Source organism: Collinsella sp. LCP19S3_A6 (assembly GCF_052122015.1).
GTDB lineage: Bacteria > Actinomycetota > Coriobacteriia > Coriobacteriales > Coriobacteriaceae > Collinsella.
Window position 1 is genome coordinate 1 of sequence record NZ_JBQKDD010000016.1, and the last position, 20,641, is coordinate 20,641.

Sequence of the window (20,641 nt, forward strand, 5' to 3'; positions counted from 1 at the left end):
TCGACTAAACGTGCAGCGTGCGCGGGCCCTCCCGACGGGAAACGAAAAAGCCCGGTTTAAAACCGGGCTCGAACAAACACGCCTATTGACAATGGCTTTCTCATATTAAAAGTATCGCTATCTAACCCCAGCAAAAGAGCCATCAGTCACTTTGTCCCGTCCGCGTTTTAGCTTGGTTGAGCTTTATTGGCCCGAAGCCATGCCCATGCCGTAGCCGATGATGAGACCATGCATCTCGGCGTAATAGGAATCAAGGCCGTTGCAGGGCATGATGATAGTCTTGGAGCCTGGCCAGTGCTCCACAATGCGGTCGGCAAGCGCTTGGGCTCCAGCTTCGTTCTCAACGTGATCGATGATGACCTCGCCGCCCGTGAAACCCTCGGCCTCCATGGTGTCGACAATCTTGGTGAGCATCTTCTTTTCGCCACGCGTATGCCCAACGAGTTCAATTTCGCCCGCTTCGCTCGCCGTGCCCAAAATGCGGATGTTGAGCTTGTTGGCAATAACACCGGCCGCCTTGGGGATACGTCCGGCCTTCGCAAGGTTTTCGTAATTGCATAAACTAAAGAGGATCTTGCTGTTCCGCTCCAAGCTATCGAAGTAGGCGCAGGCTTCCTCAAAGGAGGCATCCGGTTTACTTGCTAGATAACGGTCAAACAGTAAGAAGATCAGGTCCATCTTTCCGCCTGCTGCGCGCGAATTAACCAGGTAAATCTTACGATTTGGCTCTTCGGCAAGCACCATGTCACGCGCGGTGGCCGCGGCATTGTAGCTTCCCGAGACGCCCTCGGAGATGGGCATGCAGATCGTCTTGTCGGCGAGCTTAAAGAGCTCAGCCCACTCCCCTACGCTTGGGCAGGAGCTCGATGATGCGCTGGATTCCGATTGAATGGCAACATTAAGCTCGTGAACATCGAGCGAGAGATCGTCGACAAATTCACGCTCCCCCACTCGGATCTTAAGGGGTGCAAATGCAAAGGTGGTATGAGGTGCGGTTGGTTGCCAATCGCGAAGATTGCAGCTCGAATCTGAGATGAGTGCCCAGCTCATTGAGGGTCCTTTCTAGTTGTTCCTCAACAATTATAGCTATCTTTTGGATAGATGCTGCGTATATCTAGTATTCAAAACTAGATTGTAGTTTACACACAAAATGGGCGGTCGAGATAAAACAATGGACCTCGCTCCCAAAGGATACGAGGTCCACTTTCGTTAGCTGAGTTAAAAACACTTAATAGCGAACGAAAATATAATTGTTGTTCATGCCAGCGGCAACGGAGCTGATGATAACGCCCGTGCTGTAGTCGGAAGCATGGATCATCTGGCCGTTACCAATGTAGATGCCGGTGTGGTAAGAGTTAACAACGACGTCGCCAGGCTGAGGATCAGAAACACGGGGCCAACCCATGAAAGTGCCGGTAGTGCCCAGGCGGCAGTAGCGGCCGGTGAGGCAGTAGCTTACAAAGCCGGAGCAGTCAAAGCTGTTCGGGCCAATACCGCCCCAGGAATAAGCGCAACCAAGCTTGCTATAAGCGCGAGAGACAACGCTGCCGCCGTCAACGGACTGGCTCGGCGCGGAAGGGGCCGGTGCCGGGGCGGGCGTCGAGGGCTGCGGCGTGGGAGCAGGAGCGGGCGCGGGCGCAGGCGTGTTACCGCCGCCATTGTTGGTCGTACCGCCACCATTGTTGGTGTTCTCGGTCGTACCGGCGGTGTCGTTGCTCACCGTGGCCTTTTCGGCGGTGCTGGCATTTATGCCAGCCTGCAGCGCGGCGTTCGCCTCGGCCTCGGCAGCAAGCTCGGCCTGCAGCTGTGAATCCAGGGAGTTCACGACACTCTGGGCCTCAGCCTGCTGGGCGTTGAGTTCGTCGACCTTCTTCTGCGTCGCGGCGACGTTCTTCTCCTGCTCGGCCTGCTTATCGGTGAGCTGCTGCTTAAGGTCCTTGACCTCCTGAATGGTCTGGGCCTGCTTGTCGGAAACCTTGCCGTAGTAGAACAAACGGTTGAGCATATCGCCCAGATCGTCGACGCCCGTCAGAACCTGAAGGAGACTCAGACCGCCGGTCTTGTACTCACCGGCAACGTAGCTCGAAAGCTTTGCCTGACCCTCGGCAATCTCTTGCTGCTTTTGCGTGATCTCGCCTGCAGTCTGATCAAGCTCCTGCGTCTGAGCGGAGAGTTCTTCATGAATTTGCTGGGTTTGCGTACCGATCTGCTCGAGTTTGGTACGAGCGGCGGCAAGATCGGACGCGGTATCGGCATAGGCAGGAGCCGCGAGGCCCAAGCCCAAAACACAAGCGAGGGTTGCCGTAGCTGCGCAGCGTGCCATGTTTTTGTGCGTGTTTGCTGTGCGCATGGAGCTTCCTTTCCAGTATCTAAGGGTAGCGGCTAGTCCACCGTTACCAGGCTAAAGAGCTCAACGTCCTCGTTAGAAGGCGTGAGCTTCTTGCGCGGATTAAGAAACGCAAGCTCAAGGATACAACCATAACCTACGAGCTTTGCGCCCATATCTCGCACCAGTTTACCTGTTGCCTCGACGGTTCCGCCCGTCGCGACCAAGTCGTCCAGAATCAACACGGTATCTTTAGAGCTGAAGGCATCGACGTGAATCTCAATCGAATCGGTTCCATACTCGAGCTCGTATTCCTGGCTAACGGTCTTACGTGGCAGTTTTCCCGGTTTACGTGCAGGAACAAAGCCGGCGCCGAGTGCCACGGCAACAGGCACGCCTACCATAAAACCGCGAGCCTCGGGTCCTACAACCTTAGTGATGCCCATACCGGAGAAATGCTCCGCTAGCGCGTCGACCATGGCTTTAAGTGCTTCGGGATTGCTAAAGAGCGGCGTGATGTCCTTAAAGACGACTCCGGGCTCGGGATAGTCGGGGATGTCGACGATGTGAGATTCGAAGTCGTACATGGTGTGACCTTTCATGGGAGGCTGGTTTGTAGAAGCATTTATTTGTCCGCGCTGGCGGTGCCGGTGTGCGAGGGGGCGACAACCTTAAGCGGCTGCACGAGGGATTCCTCGCGCACGGGGACCGCGGAGGCAGATGCCTCTTCGCTTTTGGCCTTGGTTGATTCGGAGCGTGCGATCTCCTCATCGAGGGCATCGATATCGGCGTCCTCGACTACGGCGTTGAGTGACTCAAATACGCGGTTCTTGAGCAGCGCAGTATGCACGCCCTCGGTGAGGTCATGTAACTTCTTAAACGCGCGTTCGAGCTTGGCATCGCGTTCGTCATCGGAGGTGTCCATGCCAAGCATACTCACGAGCACTTGCTCGAACATCGAAGACTCGCGGTTGGCGGATGATACGTACTGACGAAGGTTTCGCGGCTCGATATGAAAGCGTGACAGCTCAGAACAGTAGCGGATAATCGGAAAATCGCGTCCGTCGACGAGCTCGCGGTTCTGCGGACTCTTGATAATGCGAATAAGGTCGTTTTCGGCCAAGGAGCGAATAAACGAGATCTCGACGCCCAACATATCCGGAATGGTCTCGATGGGGTGCAGCTTTTGCTTGGTTTCCTTGGGCTCCGTCTTAAGCGGAACATCGGACAGCAGGCCCACCTCGTAGGCAAGCGTGGAGAGATCTGTAGCGTTTTCCAGGCGTTGCTTGATCACGTTGAGCGGCATGTAGCGAGTCTTTTGCAGGTGCAGAATGACCTCTAGACGGTCAACGTCCTCCTTGGAGTATTGGCGATACCCCTTAGGCGTACGATGAGGGGTGATGAGCCCCTCATCTTCTAGAAATCTAATTTTTGAGTTCGAAAGATCGGGGTATGCGCCTCGAAGTAAATTGACGACCTGGCCGATACTCAGATAGTTGCGTTCGGCCATGCCCTACTCACCGGTTTCGATGCGCTCCGGCGTGCTCTCGTGGTAGATGAGCGTAAACGTACCGATCTGGACGGAAGATCCGTCGTGCAGCGGGGCGGCATTGACGATGGCGCCATCAACCCACGTGCCGTTGAGCGAGCCTAAGTCCTCGATGCGAGCAGCCAGACCCTCGCGAATAATGCGTGCGTGGCTACGCGATACGGTCATGTCATTGAGGAAAATGCCGTTTGCCGGATCGCGGCCAATGGTGGTCACATCATCCTCGAGTTCAAAGGCAGCACCGGTCTGCGGCCCCTTGACAATAGACAGAACGGGGGCAGTGATGCGAACGTTCGCCATAAGATCGGGAACGGTAACGTCGCTCGAAGGCACACGGAAGACGCAGGTTGCGTCGGCAGTCTTATCGTTTTGAGGCATATTGTTAACCATGTTGTCCATGACAACCCCTAACTTAACGCGGACATGCCGCAAAGAATGAACTGTACGTAATAATACCCCAATGGCTTAGTCTTCGATTTCGGGGTTAAGAAAGTCGACGTCTTCGTCCTCTGGATGCGCAACAGCCTGTTTAATGGCCGCTCCACCCTTAATGGAATAGATGACAGCGGTGAGCATGGAGAAGATGACGCCGCCATACACAAAAAAGATGCCAAGCGGTACCGAGCTGCCGTTGAGGCCCGGGAAGGCCGTGAACGTGGCGGGCAGCAGATGCCAGCCGTCCACGACGGGAAAGCCCAGCAGCATGAGCGAGAAGCCGGTCATGAGCAGCGCCGTGGCAATCTTGCCGGGAAACACTACGTCGATGGGGCGGCGGTGGTAGTGGCGCACGATGAGCGTGCCGATGCCCAGGTAGATATCGCGCCCAATGATGAGCACGCAGACCCAGATGGGAAGCTCGCCGCGAACCACGAGACCTAAAACGCCTGTAAATAGCAGCGCACGGTCGCAGATGGGATCCATAACCTTGCCGAGCCACGAGACCGTTTTAGTCATACGGGCAATCTGACCGTCCATCCAGTCGGTGGAGGCCGCGATGGCATAGATGACAATGGCGACGACACGGTTGTTGTCCGTCACAAACAGGTACAGGAAGACCAGCGTGAGGACCAGGCGCGTGAAGGTAATGAAATTGGAGATCGTGAAAATCTTATTCGACGGGTAATCGGAGGTGCCGATAAGCTCCTTTTTGATCTTCTTTTTGATGCCCACAGGACTCCCCCGCTGGTAAACGACAAAACTCTCGATACTATACCCGTTCTGGCGATGTCTATCCAGCGTAAGCATAGAGAGTCCAGACATGTGGAGGACGCTGCTGGTCGGCACGTGGAGTCGCATTTGTGTACATCAGCCCCCAAAGATGCCAAAAAATAACGGCGCTGGTGAGGTGCTCTTCGCGTCAAGTCACTTTGCTTTCGAGCGCAAGGGACGCTCGAGCCAGGATGGAGAGGGCGAAAGCTACACCCTCACCGACCTCGACGGGGTCAATCGCATCGACTGCAAAAGCGGCTTCGGGTTCTACGCAGAGCCGAGGGCCGAGTCACAGTGGGCAGCAGCAAAGCGTGGTCCTGGACCTTCGCCAACGTTTCGCTGCGCAAGCTCTTTGAAGCATGGCTTGCGACGGGAAACCCGATAAGGTGGAGCTAGAGATGGCGGCGTTCACCTTTTGGTTCCACCCGCCAGCACCTCCCCTCTTGATACTGCAAGGGTTTCATTGTGGTGATAGACCGACACCGTTCATCGTTGTTTCGGGCTCGTTCGCAAAGTCGTGAACGCACTCCCCTCTTGTTCAGCGCATAATGGCGCACCGTATGCGGCTGAGCGGCCGCACGCTAAAGGAGAGGTGCCCGCATGGGCATCGAGAGAGAGGATGCAGTATGAACCTGAGGGAAAAGTACGGTGAGTGGGGCCTGATCCTGGGCGCGACCGAGGGCGTCGGCAAGGCGTTCTGCGAGAAGATCGCCGCCGGCGGCATGAATGTCGTCATGGTCGGCCGTCGCGAGGAGAAGCTGAACGTGCTCGCCGGCGAGATCCGTGAGACCTACGGCGTGGAGACCAAGGTCGTGCGCGCCGACTTTAGCCAGCCCGACGCTGCCGAGACCGTCTTCGCCGCGACCGAGGGCCTGGACATGGGCTTCATGAGCTACGTGGCCTGCCTGCACAGCTTCGGCAAGATCCAGGACACTCCCTGGGAGAAGCACGAGGCCATGATCAACGTCAACGTCGTGACCTTCCTCAAGTGCTTCCACCACTACATGCGGATCTTTGCCGCCCAGGACCGCGGCGCCGTGATCAACGTCTCGTCGATGACCGGCATCAGCTCCAGCCCCTGGAACGGCCAGTACGGCGCGGGCAAGGCCTTCATCCTCAAGATGACCGAGGCCGTGGCCTGCGAGTGCGAGGGCACCGGTGTCGACGTCGAGGTCATCACCCTCGGCACCACCCTAACCCCCAGCCTGCTGTCCAACCTCCCCGGCGGCCCGCAGGGCGAGGCCGTCATGAAGATCGCCCTCACCCCCGAGGAGTGCGTCGACGAGGCCTTTGAGAAGCTGGGTAAGGAGCTCTCCGTCATCGCCGGCCAGCGCAACAAGGACTCCGTCCACGACTGGAAGGCCAACCACACCGAGGACGAGTACATCCGCTACATGGGCTCGTTCTACCGCGACTAGCAGCTGCCGCGGCGCGTGCGCGAGGGCGCGTGCGGGTTCGCAGGTAGAGATGCGAGTGCGAGGGTTTCTTTGCGGGGGCGTGCGGATGCGGCGCCCGCAAAGAAACCCTCTTTTCATGGGTGGGCGCGACGGCACCTCGGCGCTCACCGTCTAGGGCGACCTGCCCGGCTCCCCCGCGATCTCCCTGCACGGGACCCTGCGCTCCGGCATCCTCTGGACCGTGTCCCGCTCGTGCCTAGTGGGCCGGCCGATCCGGCCCTCAGGGTATCGGATTCCCGCATTCATCCGTACATGTTCGTGTGAATGCGGGAGGTGTTCGGATGAGGTTGATATTCAAGGTGTAGACCGTTTTCTTGGTACTCCTCAAATGCGGCAGGGTTTTTCGAGTTTGTAGATGCTAATATAACCCTGCTCTCGAAAGAGGGCTCAGTCCCGGCTGGTAAACCTGACGTTTGGCGTGGTGTGCGTGACACGCATAGCGGGCATGGCCGCGATAGAATTTTCCATGCGGAGGGGTTCGACCCCACAGCGCCCCGAGGGTTTCGGGGGGCGAACTGGCAGGCAGGGAACCGGGGTGCAGGCTGTCCAGAAGGAGGGGTGTAATGCCTCTTCTTCTTTTTTGCCACATCAATCTTCTGGCTTGATAGGTTTTTCGTGCGTGTGATTGGGTTGCGGAAGGGATTGGCATGAGAGTTGCGGAAATTGCGGAAAGGGTCGGTTGCGATCCTGAGTCTGCGTATGCGAAATTCGCCGACACACGTGAAGGCACACGCTTTCACAACATGCAGTGGCCCACTTTCGTCACTGACGAAAACTATCGCTTGTTTTGCAAGGCGCTGGCAGATTATGCCAACTCAGAGGAAGGCCCCCAAAGCAACGGCCGCCATGAATTGTTCCCGAGCGTGCACGAGCTGTTCGAAAAGGGCAACGAGATCGGCGGCGCCCCAAAAAAGCGCCACTACAACCTGGACAAGTCGTTCATAGGCACGGACGAGGCAAATCTCATGCTGCTCAAAGCGGCGCATAAGGGAATGACCCAGCAAGCGATCGCCGCGTACCTGGGCTGCTCGCGCACGGCGGTGCAAAAGCGCCTGAGCGCCCTGGCAGACGGCGTGCGTTTTGGCGACTCCTACATCAAGGCCGAGCCGACAAGCCGCGGCGGCCTGAAGTCGACGGCCCACCCGATCTTTCTGCCGCTGCGATTGCATGAGGTGTACCTGATGCTGTCGGCATTAGGCGAGTTTCGAGCGGAACGGTCAGGCGGGGACCCAGAGCGCGTCGTGGCAGATGATCTCGCGCGCAGAATCTATTACCAGCTGAGCGACTACGCCAAGGGCGGAATCGACAAAGCGTTGGATAAGCGAGGGGTTCGCCTCGCTGGGCTAAGGCCCGACTTCGACTCAAGCAAGGGCGTGGACGATTCGGATCGTATCGTTATGTATGAGAAGATGGGTCTCAATCTTAAAGTCGGGCTTGTAAATGGAGATGTGCTCGTCGGCTGCTTCGCGCACCACGCCGATCTTCAGAAATGCGTAAACGCCGCCGAAATAAGCAAAGACGGCAGCTATATCGTGTTTAAACTTTTGGATGGCAGATACTGGGCGGTCGACGATTCTCAAGTATTTAGCGTGGTGGCCGCATCCGGGAATTAAGTTGCGGCCAAGCCCCTCGCCCGCCCTCCCAGGCGGTGCTGCTGCGGCCGATTTCATGTTTGCTTACAAGCAAAACAGCCGCCCTTGCGTTTTTCTAAACGCAACCTCTTCGTGCGCTCGTAAAAAAAACGAATCGATAAAAACTGGCAACAACCCTTCTGAACGGGTATCCTTTCGCAGGATGCGCCTCGAACAGCGCTTTCTGCCTGCGCGATTTCGTGCATGGCCGTCCTTTTCGTTCTATTTCTTAAAATGTCAACCTCAGGTTTTCACGCCTTTTCGGCTTCAGGTCGTATGCTGCAATCAGCTCGAGCGACCGAAGCCCATCGCAACACCGAAAGGCATGAACCATGAAGTACAACGAGAAGCGCAACAACGCCTCAGCCCGTCACCCCGAGACTGCACCCTCGACCATCAACTTCGCGTACGGCAGCAACCTTGACATCCATCAAGTTGAAACCCGCTGCCCCGGCGCGGTGCTGCTGGGCAAAGCGACCCTGAACGGCTATGAGCTGGCGTTCGATACCGCCGGATACCTCACCATCACCAAGCGCGAGGAGTCGCATGTGCAAGGCGCGCTGTGGGCGCTCGATAGCTCTCACGTGGCGTCTCTCGACCGCTACGAAGGCGTTGCATCTGGTTGCTACCGCAAGGAAACCGTGACCGTCGGGCGCGAAGGCGATGTGGTTCCCGCAACCCTTGAGGCGATGGTCTACATCTCTGAGCGCACCCCGCTGCGCAGGTACACCGAAAAGTACGATTACATCGACCGCGTGGTCGAAGCCGGCCGCGTGATGCAGCTTGATGAGGCAACCTTGGCGCAGATGTCCGACATGCGCGCCGACAGCCTGGACCGCTTGCGCGCGCAAGAAGAGTCGGCGGCGTATGGCGCAGCCAAGATCGACCTCCCCGCTGCACGCGGATACGCCGACTTCGTGTGCGGTGAAGGTCACCAGATCGCCGATTGCACATGCCGTTACACCGGTTACTACGCACGCCGTTTCCCCCGTGGCCTTCAGCAGCATGGACGCATCCTGCGCTCTAAGCGCTACCAGGTGATGGAAGCGAGTGAGGCCACCTTCTGCGGGTCGCACCGCATCTACTTGGCAATCAAGACCCCAGGCGAGTTCGGTTACAAGATTGACGTCCCCGAAGGGTTCCGCGCAGTGCGCAGCAGCGACCCTGCGCTGCAGGCAGACCTTAGTTACTCCCTTACGCTGGATGAGTTCGAAAAGCAGCGCAAGGCCCTGCTGCGCACCCTGCTCGGCTGGTGCAACAGCCTGCCTGAGTTTGACGTGCACAACTTTAATCGTCCCTCTGTCCCGGTGTTCAGCGCGCGCGAACACTCCGCCGACACCCGCGAGTATGCGGAAACCCCGTACTTCGCATATGGATTTGACATCAGCCATGACCGCATTGCCAAAAAGCTCGAAGGCGGTCACCATGTTTATGCAACCAAGGCGAAGCTCTATGGCTACACGCTGGCGTGCGACGCGAAGGGCCGTCCCACCATCATGCGCATGGAAGGATCGTTTGTGGAAGGCGTGCTGTGGCATGGTCTCACGCGGGGCGAGGTCCAGACGCTGGACAAAGCGAATGGCGTGCAGTACGGCACCTATGCAAAAGCCGGCGTCACGGTGAAGATTGAGGGCGAACCCGCTGCGAGGGAAAAGAACGCATTCGTGTACATCTCTCGGCGAACCCCGCTTTCTGCAGTTACGAAAGACATCGAAGCGTTTGGCGCGATGCGCGACGAAGCCATCGCCCTGAAAATGGAGCGCACCACCGTGGCTCGCATCGACGCAATTCTGCGCGCAAGCGGCTGCCCCTGCGTGCAGCCCGAAGCCCCTGCGGCAGAAATCGCAGCCCTGGGAATCAGGGAGCTCACGCCCGAGCAAACCATGAAGTGCATGCTGTTCGTGTGCCCGAAGTGCTTTAAGCCCTTGGGCGAATGCGAATGCGGCAAGCGCCCTGATCACCTGGTAGCGATCGACCACGAGCTGCAGCCCCATGTGCGCATACTGAACGATAAGGGTTATAAAACGCAGTTCTGCTGTGCCGGGCATGCAGACAGCGGTTGCCACGGTTACCTGAGCTTCGGACGCCGCTTCCGCGCACTAGAAGAGATATGCGGCGGTCAGCTGCCCAACGAGTCTCTTACGGAGGCGCCGCAACGCATTCGCAGCACGCGCCATGTAGCGCTGAACCTGCCCGGCGCCCCCGAAAGCTATGACGTGTACCTGGACAACAGTGGTTACGTCATTCGCTTTGAGCCGCGCCGCGGTGTGAGGCGTGAACAGTTCGTGCAAGACAAGCCCGCTATGTTGAGCGCATTGCTGCAGTGGTGCGAGTCTCTCCCGCAGCGCGAATAGCCTGCAAGCCGTCTGAACTGGTAAGAATCGCCAAGCGCGTGGGTCGATGTTCGAATCCTGACCCGCGACTTCCGAGCCCCCTTCTAGTCCCAAGCCCCGATCCTCAAGCCCTCAGCCCTGCCCCTCAATGCGCCCTTGAGCGTGCGAATGCGGCGTCTATGAAGTTCCTCCAGCGCTTCGGGGCGTTCTCGACGATGAAGTCGATGACGGTGGCGAGCTCGCCCTAGTCGAGCCCGCGCCGACGCACTCTCTTGAGGTCGCACGAGAATGACGGCGCGAACGCCGCCCTGAGCCGCACGCTCACGCCGTCGCCTAGGACTTCGCCGGCATGGCGGCCCAGATGGCGGACTCTGGGGCGATTACGCCGCAGGTGCCCGCAGCGATGGCCGGTGGCACCGTAGCGGTGTCGGCTTAATACCCGCGGCGTTAGCTTTTTGGAGCGCAGTGCCTTGTTTCGGCAGGCACGGAAGCCTTCCTCTCGCTGCCGAAAGAAATCGAAAAAGTATCGTGGCCCTTGGGCGGTGTCGGGGTTCCGTGCGAACGTGCGGGGAATTAGTGAAGCAGGGCGGGACAGTTGGCTTGGATGTCGTAGCCGCAGTAGCTAGGCACAGGTAGGGGATTTTCGCGTATGTAGAAAAATTTAGGCTAGATAGACTACAAATGTGGAATCAAAACGAATCAGTGAATTCAACAAATATGGAAAGAAAGTGAAGGGGGGATCCATTAAAACCGAGATTCTACAAAAGTGCAGGTAGAAGGGCGTGTCTTTATTGGCTAAAAAACAGCCGGTGATTCTCCGGTGATTCCCTGATGATTCCTGAAAAAAAAGGCCAGGCACTAGGTGCCTGACCTGCAAACTTCTGGTCGGGACGACTGGATTCGAACCAGCGACCCCTTGACCCCCAGTCAAGTGCGCTACCAAGCTGCGCCACGTCCCGAAGCTTTTGTTTGTTGCTCTGCTCTCGCTCGCAACAGGGAGTATAGTAACCCGAAACTTTGTCCTTGTGCAAGAACTTTTTTACAAATTTTGAAGCAAGTCTAAAATTGTATCTGCGAGCTGGTGTTTTGTTAGTACGGGAAGTTCTTGCGTGCCCGCTGTACTTACTATCCAGGCCTTGTTGGTATCGGTCCCAAAGCCCGAATCGGCGCGCGAGACATCGTTGGCGATAATGGCATCGCAACCCTTGCGCACGAGTTTGCGCTGCGCGTACTCCACGACGTTATCGGTCTCGGCAGCAAAGCCGATCACATGGCGATCGCCCTTTTGGCGTGAGAGCTCGGCCAGGATGTCAACGGTCTCGACGAGCTCAATTCGATCCAGGCGCTCGTTGGCCTTTTTGAGTTTATGGTCCGCCGGGGCCGAAGGCGTGTAGTCGGCGACGGCGGCGGCACAAATGGCCGCGTCGGCCGTCTGGAAGGCGCTCAGCGCAGCCTGGAGCATTTCCGCGGCGGTTTGTACGCGCACGCACGCTACACCGCGGGGAACGTCGAGCGATGTCGGTCCCAGCACAAGCGTGACGGCGGCACCGCGGCGCGCGGCCTCCCCCGCCAGGGCGATACCCATCTTGCCCGATGAACGGTTGCCAATGAAGCGCACGGGGTCGATCGGCTCGTGCGTGGGGCCGGCGGTGATCACGATGCGCTTGCCCACAAGGTCCTGAGGAGCGGGGTCGAGCAGCTTGCAGACGGCCTCGACGATGTCCTCGGGCTCGCTCATGCGTCCCGTGTCCACATCGCCGCAGGCAAGGTAGCCGCTACCCGGACCCACAACGTGGACACCGCGCTCGCGCAGCGTGGTCATGTTGGCCTGCGTGGCCGGCGCCTTCCACATGCCATTGTTCATGGCCGGCGCGACCACGATAGGACGCGGCGTGGCAAGCAGGGTGGTGGAGATGAGGTCATCGGCGATGCCGTTGGCCATCTTGGCGATGATATTGGCCGTGGCGGGCGCCACGACCACCAAGTCGGGCTCCTGCGCCAGCGAGATATGGTGGATGGGGTCGGAGGGGTCGTCGAACAGACCTACAGCGACCGGCTCGCCTGTGAGCGCGCGAAAGGTGAGCGGGCCCACAAACTCCGTGGCATGCTCGCTCATAACGACCTTGACGCGGGCGCCGCGCTTTTGCAGCAGGCGCACGATATTGCACGACTTATAGGCGGCGATCCCGCCGGTAATGCCCAGCAGGATCGTTTTTCCCTCAAGTTGCATTGAATTGTCGGGTGCCGTCGTCATTGTTAGGCTTCCTTGTTGGGGAGCACGAGCAGGCGGTGGCAGTACGGGCAGTGCGTAATCTCACTACCGTCGTGGTTGAGGTCGCTCATGGACGACGCCTGCAGCGCGGTGTGGCAGACCGTGGGGATGTTGCCCTTGATGGTCTCGACGGCCAGGCCACGGAACTGCTTGAGTAGACGCTCGTAGTCGGTGAGCACGTCGGTCGGCAGCGTGGCGGCAAGCGCGGTGCGCTCCTTGGTGGCGGCATCAATCTGGGCCTGCAGATCGGCGGCCTTGGCACGGGCGGCCTTGGTGTCGGCCTTCACGCCCTCCTCGAATTTGGCGATGATGGCCTGCGCGCGAGCCTCACGGTCGAGCGCCTCCTTGTGGGCGACAACGACATCCTTGCGGGTGTGCTCAATCTTGTCCAGTCGCTTGGCCAGGGTGGCGAGCTCGTTTTCCAGATCCTGGACCTCGCGGTAGTCAGAGCCGTCGACGTGGCGTTTCTTGGCGGCCTCGATGGCGTTGTTGGTCTGGATCTCGGTGGTGTTGAGATCGTCCAGCTCAATGTCGAGGTCCTTGCGCTGAGCATAGAGCTTGGTCATTTCGGACTTAAGCTTTACATAGGTTTTGCGCTTTGAGGCGAGCTCCTTGAGCTCCGGCATATTGGCAAGTTCGCTCTTGTTGCGGGCGAGCTCCAAATCGATCTGTTGCAGCTTGAGTAGCGTAGCGCCGGCGCTCATAAGTTCTCTCCTTTTGTCACAGTCCACCATTGGCAAGGGTTCAGTATTTTAATCGCATGACGGGGGTCGACCCCGGCGTCAACCGCAGAGTTCATCAAGATATCCACGAACGGCTCCTCGGAGCGGTCGTGGCCGAGCAAGATCACGCTCAGCCCGCGCAAGGCAAGATCTTGCGCCACGTGATAGCCCGCCTCGCCCGTCACGATGACATCCGCACCGGCGGCGATGGCAAGCTCGCCAAAGTCGCCGAGGGAGCCGCCCAGAATGGCGACGGTGCGGCACGGGCGCTCGGCATCGCCCCATACGCGTGGGTCGCTGCCAAAGGCCGTGGCAGCACGGGCGGCAAGATCGCGCAGCGTGCACGGGTCGTTGAGTGTTGCAAGCGCGCCCAGGCCGGTCGACTCGGGGTCGTCCACGTGCTCCAACGAGCTTGCAGGCGCCGCGTCCAACAGCTTACTTAGGCAGATGCGTGCCTCGTGCGAGCGGTCCAGGTTGGTGTGGAGCGAGATAATGCTCACCCCGCAGCGGGCCGCCTCGTAGAGCGCCGCGCTGCTTTGGGGGCGCGTTGCGCTGGGCGGGCAAAACGACTCGGGCGCCTTGATGTAGACGGGATGATGCGTGAGCAACACGTTGGCTCCGGCTTCCAAGGCGCGCTGCACGTTGTCCCTGGTAGCGTCAAGCGCGCAGGCAACGCCGCGAATCTCGTCGTCGGGGTCGCCAACGGATAAGCCTACGTGGTCCCAGGGCTCGGCGTCCGTCTTGGGATAGCGTGCCAGCAGGGCGCGCTCGAGCTCGGCGACGATCATGCGGCACCTACGATCGAGAGCAGCGTCTGGGCAAAGTCGTCCAGATCGCTCGGATTCACGCGGTCATCGAAGGAGATGCGCAGTGCGCCCAGCGCCTGCTCGCGACCAATGCCCATGGCGCTGAGCACGTGGCTCGGGTCCATGCTGCCGCTCGAGCAAGCCGATCCGGCCGACACCTCAAACCCGGCGGCGTCGAGCTTGATGATGAGCTCCTCGGAGTCCATGCCGTCAATATAGATCGATACCATGCCGGGCAGACGGTCGGCCTGCGTGTAGTCGCCCATGGTGGCGTGAATGCGCGGATGGGCCGTGAGCGTGGCGTAGAGCTTGTCGGAAAGGGCTTGCAGCTTCTCGCGTTCCTGAGCCACATGGGGCGCCAGAGACGAGGCGGCAGCGGCAAAGGCCAGCTGCGTGCGCAGGTCCTGCGTGCCGGCACGACGTCCGGCTTCCTGTCCTCCGCCAAAGATGCGGGGGCGCAGCGGCGTGCGGCTTTTTAGGTATAACGCGCCGGAGGCTACGGGGCCGCCAATCTTGTGTGCTGCAACGGTCATAGCATCGACGCCCAGCTCGGTCACATCGAGCGGAATATGCAGATAGCCCTGGATGGCATCGGTGTGGAACAGGGCGCCCGCGGTGTGCGCAGCCGCGGCAAGCTCGCGAATAGGCTGTACCACACCAGTCTCGTTGTTGGCGGCCATGATGCTCACGAGCGCGACGTCGTCGCCCAACAAGTCGCTCAGCTCGGCAGGCTCGATGTAGCCCGCACGGCAGGGCTGCACCAGGTCGACGGTAAAGCCGGCGGCACGCAGCAGCGGCAGGTTGTCCAGAATCGAATCGTGCTCGATCGCAGACACGATCACGCGCTCGCGCTTTCGATCGCGCTGACGAGCACCCTCGGCAAGTCCGAGGAGCGCCAGCTGGTTGGCCTCGGTGCCGCCGTTGGTTAGGACAATCTCGGACGGGCGAACGCGTGCGCCAAAGCTGCGGGCGATCTCGCGGCGTGCAACCTCCAGACGTGCGGCAGCCTTGCGGCCGAGCGAGTGCAGCGAGTTGGGGTTGACGCCGGCAAGCTCGCTTTCGTCGTACTCGCGCTGCGCAAGGAGCGCCTCGGCGCGCATGGGCGTCGAGGCGGCATAGTCAAGATTCACGGGTATGCGGTTTTGACCTGCGGTCATAAGGGTTTATGCCTCCTGTGCGGCCTCGTTGCCCAGCTTCTGCAGCAGCGCAACCTCGGCGGCGGGATCTTCGGACTTAAATACGGCGGAGCCGGCTACGAGCACGTCGGCACCGGCCTTGACGACCTCGGCGATGTTTTTGGAAGAGATGCCGCCGTCGACCTCGATCATGGGCGACACACCGTGGCGCTCGCACATGGCCTTGAGCTCGTGGAGCTTATGCAGCGTGCCCGGGATAAAGCTCTGGCCGCCAAAGCCGGGGTTCACGCTCATGAGCAGCACGATGTCGACGACCTCGATAATGCTCTCGAGCACGCAGACGGGCGTGGCGGGGTTGAGCACCACGCCGGCCTTGACGCCGCGTTGCTGTAGATGCGTGAGCGTGCGGTGCAGGTGCGTGGAGGCCTCGTAGTGCACGGTGATCATATCGGCGCCGGCGTCGGCGTACCAATCGACCGTCTCGTCGGGGTTCGACACCATCAGGTGCGCGTCGACCGGCACCTTGGTGGAGCGCTTGACGGCCTTGAGGATTTCGACGCCAAAGGTGAGGTTGCCGGTAAAGTGACCGTCCATGACGTCGAAGTGCACATAGTCGGCGCCGGCGATCTTGTCGAGCTCGCCCTTGAGGTTGGCCATGTCAGCCGAAAGGACGGACGGAGCGATTTTGATGGAACCCATGGTAGTAGCCTTTCTGCGCTAGTCGGTGAGTCCGTAGAACTCTTGAGAGGGGACGCGGTCGGTAAGGATCTCGAGCGCCCTATCCACAGTAACACCGTTGTAGAGCGTTTGCTCCACGGCAAAGGTGAGCGGAATGTCTACGCCCAGCGAACGGGCGAGCTCGCTCACGCTGCGGGCGGCGACGGCGCCCTCGACCACCATATGCGTGCGCGCCTGATACTCGTCGAGCGATACGCCGTGGGCAAACTCGTAGCCGAAGGTGCGGTTGCGCGAATGCTCGGAGGTGCAGGTGGCAATAAGGTCACCCATGCCGGCAAGACCCATACAGGTCATGGCCTGGCCGCCGCGGGCGTGCACCAGTCGGCTGATTTCTGCCAGGCCGCGCGTCATGATAAGGGCGAGCGTGTTGTCGCCCGCGCCGGTACCGGCGGAGATGCCGCACACGATGGCGATGACGTTTTTCATGGCGCCGCAAACCTCGACGCCGGTCATGTCCTGCGACAGATAGATGCGGAAGGCCGTGGATAGGAGCAGGTCCTTAAAGGTCTCCCCTACCTGCGAGTCTTTGCTGGCGATGACGGCGGCGGAAAGTCCGCCGCGGCATATCTCCTCGGCATGGTTGGGGCCCGAGAGCGCCGCCACACGTGCCTCGTTGCCGATCTCGCTGGCGATGACCTCGCTCATGAGCATGCCGGACTCGGGCTCAATGCCCTTGGTAAGGCACAGGACCGGAGTTTCGGTATCGATAAAGGGCGCTGCCCGATGGCACACGTCGCGCAGGTGCGTGGAAGGCACGGCAAAGATGATCGCATCGGCACCGTCGAGCGCCCGCGACAGGTCCGTCGTGGCGACGACGTTTTCCGGCAGCACGTAGTCCACCAGATAGCGCGGGTTGCGGTGCTCGCCGCTAATGCCGGCGGCCGTCTGCTCGCTATGGGCCCACATGGTCACGCGCTCGGCTCGCGCGGCGGCAAGGCCGGCGACGGCGGTTCCCCAGGAGCCGGAGCCAATCAGCGCAACATTCATGACTCTCTCCTACTTATCGTCGGGCTCGGTGACGCGCTTGGTAAACGAAAGCTTGGACTCCTTACCCGTCATGAGCTTTTTGATGTTCGCGCGATGGGCCCACACCACGGTGATGCCGATCATCGCCATGCAAAACTTGAGGCCCAGGCTGCTGTACGGAAAGACCGCGCAGGCGGCGATGGGAAGACCGATGGCCGCGGCAAGCGAGCCCACCGACACATACTTGGTGATGGCGACGGCCACGATAAACATGCCCAGCAGCGAAAGTCCGATGGGCCAGTACCAGGCCAGTATGACGCCCAGCCCCACGGCAATGCCCTTGCCGCCGTGGAAGTTGAGGTAGGGCGAGAAGATGTGGCCCCACACCGCTGCCAGACAAATGACACCGAGCATCCAGTCGCCGGCGGCACCGGGAGCCATGATGCTCACCGGGAAGCCATAGCCCACGCTCGCGATGAGCGGACGCCCGATAAGGACGCAGATGGCGCCCTTCAAGCAGTCGAGCAGCAGCGTGAGCGCCGCGACCTTGGGGCCGGCTACGCGCAGGGCGTTGGTGGTGCCGATGTTGCCGGAGCCCGCCTTGCGAATATCCGTGTGGTTGAACACGCGGCCCAGGATTAGGCCAAACGGAATCGCTCCGATAAAGAACGAGACCACGGCGCAGATGGCGGTCAGCAGAATCGGATTATGCATCCTTTTGCTCCTTCTTCCTAAAGAAGAGTCGAATGGGCGTGCCGGAAAAATCGAAGGTCGAGCGCATACGGTTCTCCACATAGCGCTGGTAGGTGTCGTTGACCAGGTCGCTGTGGTTGACGAAGAACGTAAACGTCGGCGGGTTGACGCCTGTCTGGGTCACGTAGTGCATGCGCAGGCGACGCTTGCCGTCCACCACGGTGTGGCCAAACTCGCGCAGGTCGGTGAGGAAGGTGTTGAGGCGCGAGGTGGTGATCTTTTGCGAGCGCGTCTTCTCGGCAGCATCGACCATCGCCCAGATCTTCTCGACGCTACGGCCGGTCAGGGCAGAGATGCGCAGGTACTGGGCCCAGGGAGCCATGACGCCCAGACGGCGGTCGACGGTCTCCATGCAGGCCTCGCGCTTGCGGTCGTCGTCGAGCAGATCCCACTTGTTGAGCAGAACGACGATGGCGCAGCCGCGTTCGATGGCAAGACCCATGACCTTCTGGTCCTGCTCGGTAACGCCCACGGAGGCGTCGACGACGAGCAGTGCCACGTCAGCACGGTCGATGGCGCGCAGGCCGCGGACCATGGAGTAGTACTCGATGTTCTCGTACACGGTGCTCTTCTTGCGAATACCCGCGGTGTCGACCATGCGGTAGTGCTTGCCGCTGCGCTCCACGACGGTGTCGATGGCGTCGCGCGTGGTGCCGGCGATGTTGGACACGATAGAGCGGTCGGCACCCAGGATGCGGTTGAACAGCGAGGACTTACCGGCATTGGGGCGGCCGATGATGGCGACGTTCAGCGCGTCGGGGAACTCGTCGGCGACCTCGTCCTCCTCCTCGGGCAACAGGGCAACGATGTCGTCGAGCAGGTCGCCCGTACCGTGGCCGTGCAGGGCCGAGAGCGGCGTTGGCTCGCCGATGCCGAGCGAATAAAACTCCCAGATGCTGTCGTTTTCGCGATCGGGGTTGTCGAGCTTGTTCACCAGCAGAAAGACCGGCTTGTCGCAGCGCTTGAGCATGCGGGCGACCGACTCATCCTCCTCGGTGACGCCGGTGCGGCCGTCGACCACAAACAGGATGACGGCGGCTTCCTCGGCGGCGGCGAGGGCCTGGTCGCGGATGGACGTGGCAAAGACGTCATCGCTCTTGAGCGGCTCGATGCCACCCGTGTCGACGATGGTGAACTCGCGGCCGTTCCAATCGGCCGTGTGGTAGGAGCGGTCGCGCGTTACGCCGCGGGACTCATGGACGATGGCGTCCGAGGTCTGGGCCAGGCGGTTAACGAGCGTGGACTTGCCCACGTTGGGGCGTCCGACGACGGCGACGATAGGTTTCATCTGCACTCCTTTAATGGGTAGGGTCAGCGGAATTAGTAGAGCCTGCGGGCACAATGCCAAGGATATGCTCCAGGGTATCGAGCAGCTCATGCGGCATGGTCGACACCACATGAACCTCGGCGCCGCGAGCTTCAAGGCTTGCGAGCAAATCGTCACGATGATACTCGTCAAGCGTCATGCCGTCAGCGTTGAACATGAGCTTAGGCACAAAGAGCATAACCCCCGAGAGGTCCTGCGGCAGCTGCTCCAGAATGTCGCAGGCGACGATGAGGCCGGTCACATCCACGTTGCCGCCAAAGTAACGGTTTTCGATAGCGGTGACGGTGCCGGCAAGGCCCCGTGGCGACTCCACAAAGCGCGCCACGGTGTCGCGCGCACTGGTGCCGGAGAGGCACAGGAGGCGCTGGCCACGGGCGGCGATTGCCTCGCGGACGCGGGCCAGACGCTCGGCATCGGCGGTGAGCACATCGTCAGTCTCGTCCAGATACGAGCGAATCATACCGATGCCGTCGTAATACTGCGGGTAGCCGTCGTAAAAATCGGCCTGGGGTGGCTCGATGCCGGCGTCCAGATAGAACTCGTCGCTCATCTGGAAGGTGTGGCGGCCAAAGCGCTTGTAGGCACGATCCTGGAAGGGACGGATCATGGCAATGGTCTCGCGCGCGAGCTCGGGCTTGTCGCTGTATGACCAGGTAAAGCGCCTCTGATGCTTGGTAAAACCGAGCGGCACAATGCCCAGGCTCGTGATCTGCTCGTGTTCCTCGCAAAAGCGTAGGGTCTTTTGCAGCTCCTCGCCGTCGTTCATGCCGGGGCACAAAACGATCTGCGCGTGAATCTCGATGCCGGCGGCCATGATGGTCTCGAGCACGTCCATGCCGCGCTGGGCGTTACGGCCCATCATGCGGCGGCGGACGTCGGGGCTTACGGCATGGACCGACACGTTCATGGGACTCATGTTGCGGTCGATAACGTTTTGCACGTCCTCGTCGGAAAGGTTCGTGAGCGTGACAAAGTTGCCCTGCAAAAAGCTCAGGCGGTAGTCGTCATCGCGAATATACAGCGTGGAGCGGCCGCCCTTGGGCAGCATGGTCATAAAGCAGAACACGCAGGCGTTTACGCAGGTGCGCATGCCGTCGAAGATGGGGCCGTCGAACTCAAGGCCCCAGTCCTCGCCGGGAAAGCGGTCGAGTTCAACGGGGGTGACGGTGCCGTCGCGCGGGTCGAGAACCTCTAGGTCGACGGTGTCCTCGTCGGCCTCCCAGAGCCACACGATCATGTCGGTGAGTCGCTCGCCGTTGACCGTGAGCACGCGCATGCCCGGCTCGATACCCACATCCCATGCGGGCGATTCGGGACGCACGTTCTTAACGAGCGCGCCCTCACCCGGCTCGGGGTCGCGGCTGCGCCCGTAATCGGCCACCTCGGCGGCGTATGCGGGTACGGTCTGGTCCATGA

Annotated in this window: 18 protein-coding genes and 1 tRNA gene; 3 read left to right on the plus strand and 16 right to left on the minus strand. The window is 60.2% G+C overall.

Translation table 11 applies throughout. The features are described from left to right. Positions 1-183: 183 nt before the first annotated feature. The 6 genes from ACTQVX_RS08420 to ACTQVX_RS08445 all read right to left on the minus strand — a co-directional run bounded on the left by ACTQVX_RS08420 (position 184) and on the right by ACTQVX_RS08445 (position 5,045). Entirely contained in the window at positions 184-1,050 is an 867-nt protein-coding gene (locus tag ACTQVX_RS08420) for a DegV family protein (protein WP_441015448.1), read from the minus strand. 178 nt (positions 1,051-1,228) lie between these two features. Then, the gene (locus tag ACTQVX_RS08425) at positions 1,229-2,350 is read right to left on the minus strand and encodes a coiled-coil domain-containing protein (protein WP_154516376.1); all 1,122 of its coding nucleotides are present in this window, start codon (positions 2,348-2,350) and stop codon (positions 1,229-1,231) included. A 32-nt stretch (positions 2,351-2,382) separates the two neighbouring features. Further along, positions 2,383-2,913 carry an adenine phosphoribosyltransferase gene (locus ACTQVX_RS08430; RefSeq protein ID WP_441560849.1) on the minus strand — a complete coding sequence of 177 codons (531 nt, stop codon included), beginning with the start codon at positions 2,911-2,913 and terminating at the stop codon, positions 2,383-2,385. Between the two features lie 38 nt (positions 2,914-2,951). Further along, the gene (ftsR, locus tag ACTQVX_RS08435) at positions 2,952-3,836 is read right to left on the minus strand and encodes a transcriptional regulator FtsR (RefSeq protein WP_154516382.1); all 885 of its coding nucleotides are present in this window, start codon (positions 3,834-3,836) and stop codon (positions 2,952-2,954) included. Between the two features lie 3 nt (positions 3,837-3,839). Further along, on the minus strand, positions 3,840-4,274 hold the full coding sequence (locus ACTQVX_RS08440; RefSeq protein ID WP_195838557.1) for an FHA domain-containing protein: 435 nt from the start codon (positions 4,272-4,274) through the stop codon (positions 3,840-3,842). 66 nt (positions 4,275-4,340) lie between these two features. Further along, positions 4,341-5,045, minus strand: a complete 705-nt coding sequence (locus ACTQVX_RS08445) for a CDP-alcohol phosphatidyltransferase family protein (protein WP_441536134.1) — start codon at positions 5,043-5,045, stop codon at positions 4,341-4,343. A gap of 665 nt (positions 5,046-5,710) precedes the next feature. On the opposite strand from ACTQVX_RS08445, the gene ACTQVX_RS08450 reads away from it, so the two are divergent. The 3 genes from ACTQVX_RS08450 (at position 5,711) to ACTQVX_RS08460 (ending at position 10,526) form a co-directional block, all read left to right on the plus strand. Further along, the gene (locus ACTQVX_RS08450) at positions 5,711-6,502 is read left to right on the plus strand and encodes a 7beta-hydroxysteroid dehydrogenase (RefSeq protein WP_154516391.1); all 792 of its coding nucleotides are present in this window, start codon (positions 5,711-5,713) and stop codon (positions 6,500-6,502) included. Between the two features lie 686 nt (positions 6,503-7,188). Continuing rightward, complete coding sequence (locus ACTQVX_RS08455; RefSeq protein WP_441560851.1) at positions 7,189-8,154, plus strand: helix-turn-helix domain-containing protein; 966 nt, start codon at positions 7,189-7,191, stop codon at positions 8,152-8,154. A gap of 350 nt (positions 8,155-8,504) precedes the next feature. After that, on the plus strand, positions 8,505-10,526 hold the full coding sequence (locus tag ACTQVX_RS08460) for a gamma-glutamylcyclotransferase family protein (RefSeq protein ID WP_441560853.1): 2,022 nt from the start codon (positions 8,505-8,507) through the stop codon (positions 10,524-10,526). Between the two features lie 861 nt (positions 10,527-11,387). On the opposite strand, the gene ACTQVX_RS08465 is transcribed toward ACTQVX_RS08460, so the two are convergent. From ACTQVX_RS08465 to ACTQVX_RS08510, 10 genes are all read right to left on the minus strand, one after another. Further along, positions 11,388-11,464 (minus strand) — tRNA-Pro (locus ACTQVX_RS08465). 80 nt (positions 11,465-11,544) lie between these two features. Then, positions 11,545-12,759: a bifunctional phosphopantothenoylcysteine decarboxylase/phosphopantothenate--cysteine ligase CoaBC gene (gene coaBC, locus ACTQVX_RS08470; protein WP_441560855.1), complete on the minus strand. Its 1,215-nt coding sequence runs from the start codon at positions 12,757-12,759 to the stop codon at positions 11,545-11,547. A 2-nt stretch (positions 12,760-12,761) separates the two neighbouring features. Further along, positions 12,762-13,481, minus strand: a complete 720-nt coding sequence (locus ACTQVX_RS08475; RefSeq protein ID WP_427748044.1) for a zinc ribbon domain-containing protein — start codon at positions 13,479-13,481, stop codon at positions 12,762-12,764. Beyond that, positions 13,478-14,287, minus strand: a complete 810-nt coding sequence (locus ACTQVX_RS08480) for a Nif3-like dinuclear metal center hexameric protein (RefSeq protein ID WP_441560857.1) — start codon at positions 14,285-14,287, stop codon at positions 13,478-13,480. Before ACTQVX_RS08480 ends, ACTQVX_RS08475 begins: the two co-directional genes overlap by 4 nt. After that, positions 14,284-15,462, minus strand: a complete 1,179-nt coding sequence (locus ACTQVX_RS08485) for a cysteine desulfurase family protein (RefSeq protein WP_441560859.1) — start codon at positions 15,460-15,462, stop codon at positions 14,284-14,286. The genes ACTQVX_RS08480 and ACTQVX_RS08485 overlap by 4 nt, the downstream gene beginning before the upstream one ends. Positions 15,463-15,468: 6 nt before the next feature. Then, the gene (gene rpe, locus ACTQVX_RS08490; RefSeq protein WP_427748047.1) at positions 15,469-16,140 is read right to left on the minus strand and encodes a ribulose-phosphate 3-epimerase; all 672 of its coding nucleotides are present in this window, start codon (positions 16,138-16,140) and stop codon (positions 15,469-15,471) included. Positions 16,141-16,158: 18 nt separating this feature from the next. Then, the gene (locus ACTQVX_RS08495; RefSeq protein ID WP_441560861.1) at positions 16,159-17,166 is read right to left on the minus strand and encodes an NAD(P)H-dependent glycerol-3-phosphate dehydrogenase; all 1,008 of its coding nucleotides are present in this window, start codon (positions 17,164-17,166) and stop codon (positions 16,159-16,161) included. Between the two features lie 9 nt (positions 17,167-17,175). Continuing rightward, positions 17,176-17,859, minus strand: coding sequence for a glycerol-3-phosphate 1-O-acyltransferase PlsY (plsY, locus tag ACTQVX_RS08500; protein WP_441560862.1), 684 nt, complete (start codon positions 17,857-17,859; stop codon positions 17,176-17,178). Further along, positions 17,852-19,186 carry a ribosome biogenesis GTPase Der gene (gene der, locus ACTQVX_RS08505; RefSeq protein WP_441560864.1) on the minus strand — a complete coding sequence of 445 codons (1,335 nt, stop codon included), beginning with the start codon at positions 19,184-19,186 and terminating at the stop codon, positions 17,852-17,854. Before der ends, plsY begins: the two co-directional genes overlap by 8 nt. Positions 19,187-19,196: 10 nt before the next feature. Beyond that, positions 19,197-20,639: a DUF512 domain-containing protein gene (locus ACTQVX_RS08510; RefSeq protein WP_441560865.1), complete on the minus strand. Its 1,443-nt coding sequence runs from the start codon at positions 20,637-20,639 to the stop codon at positions 19,197-19,199. Positions 20,640-20,641: the final 2 nt, after the last annotated feature.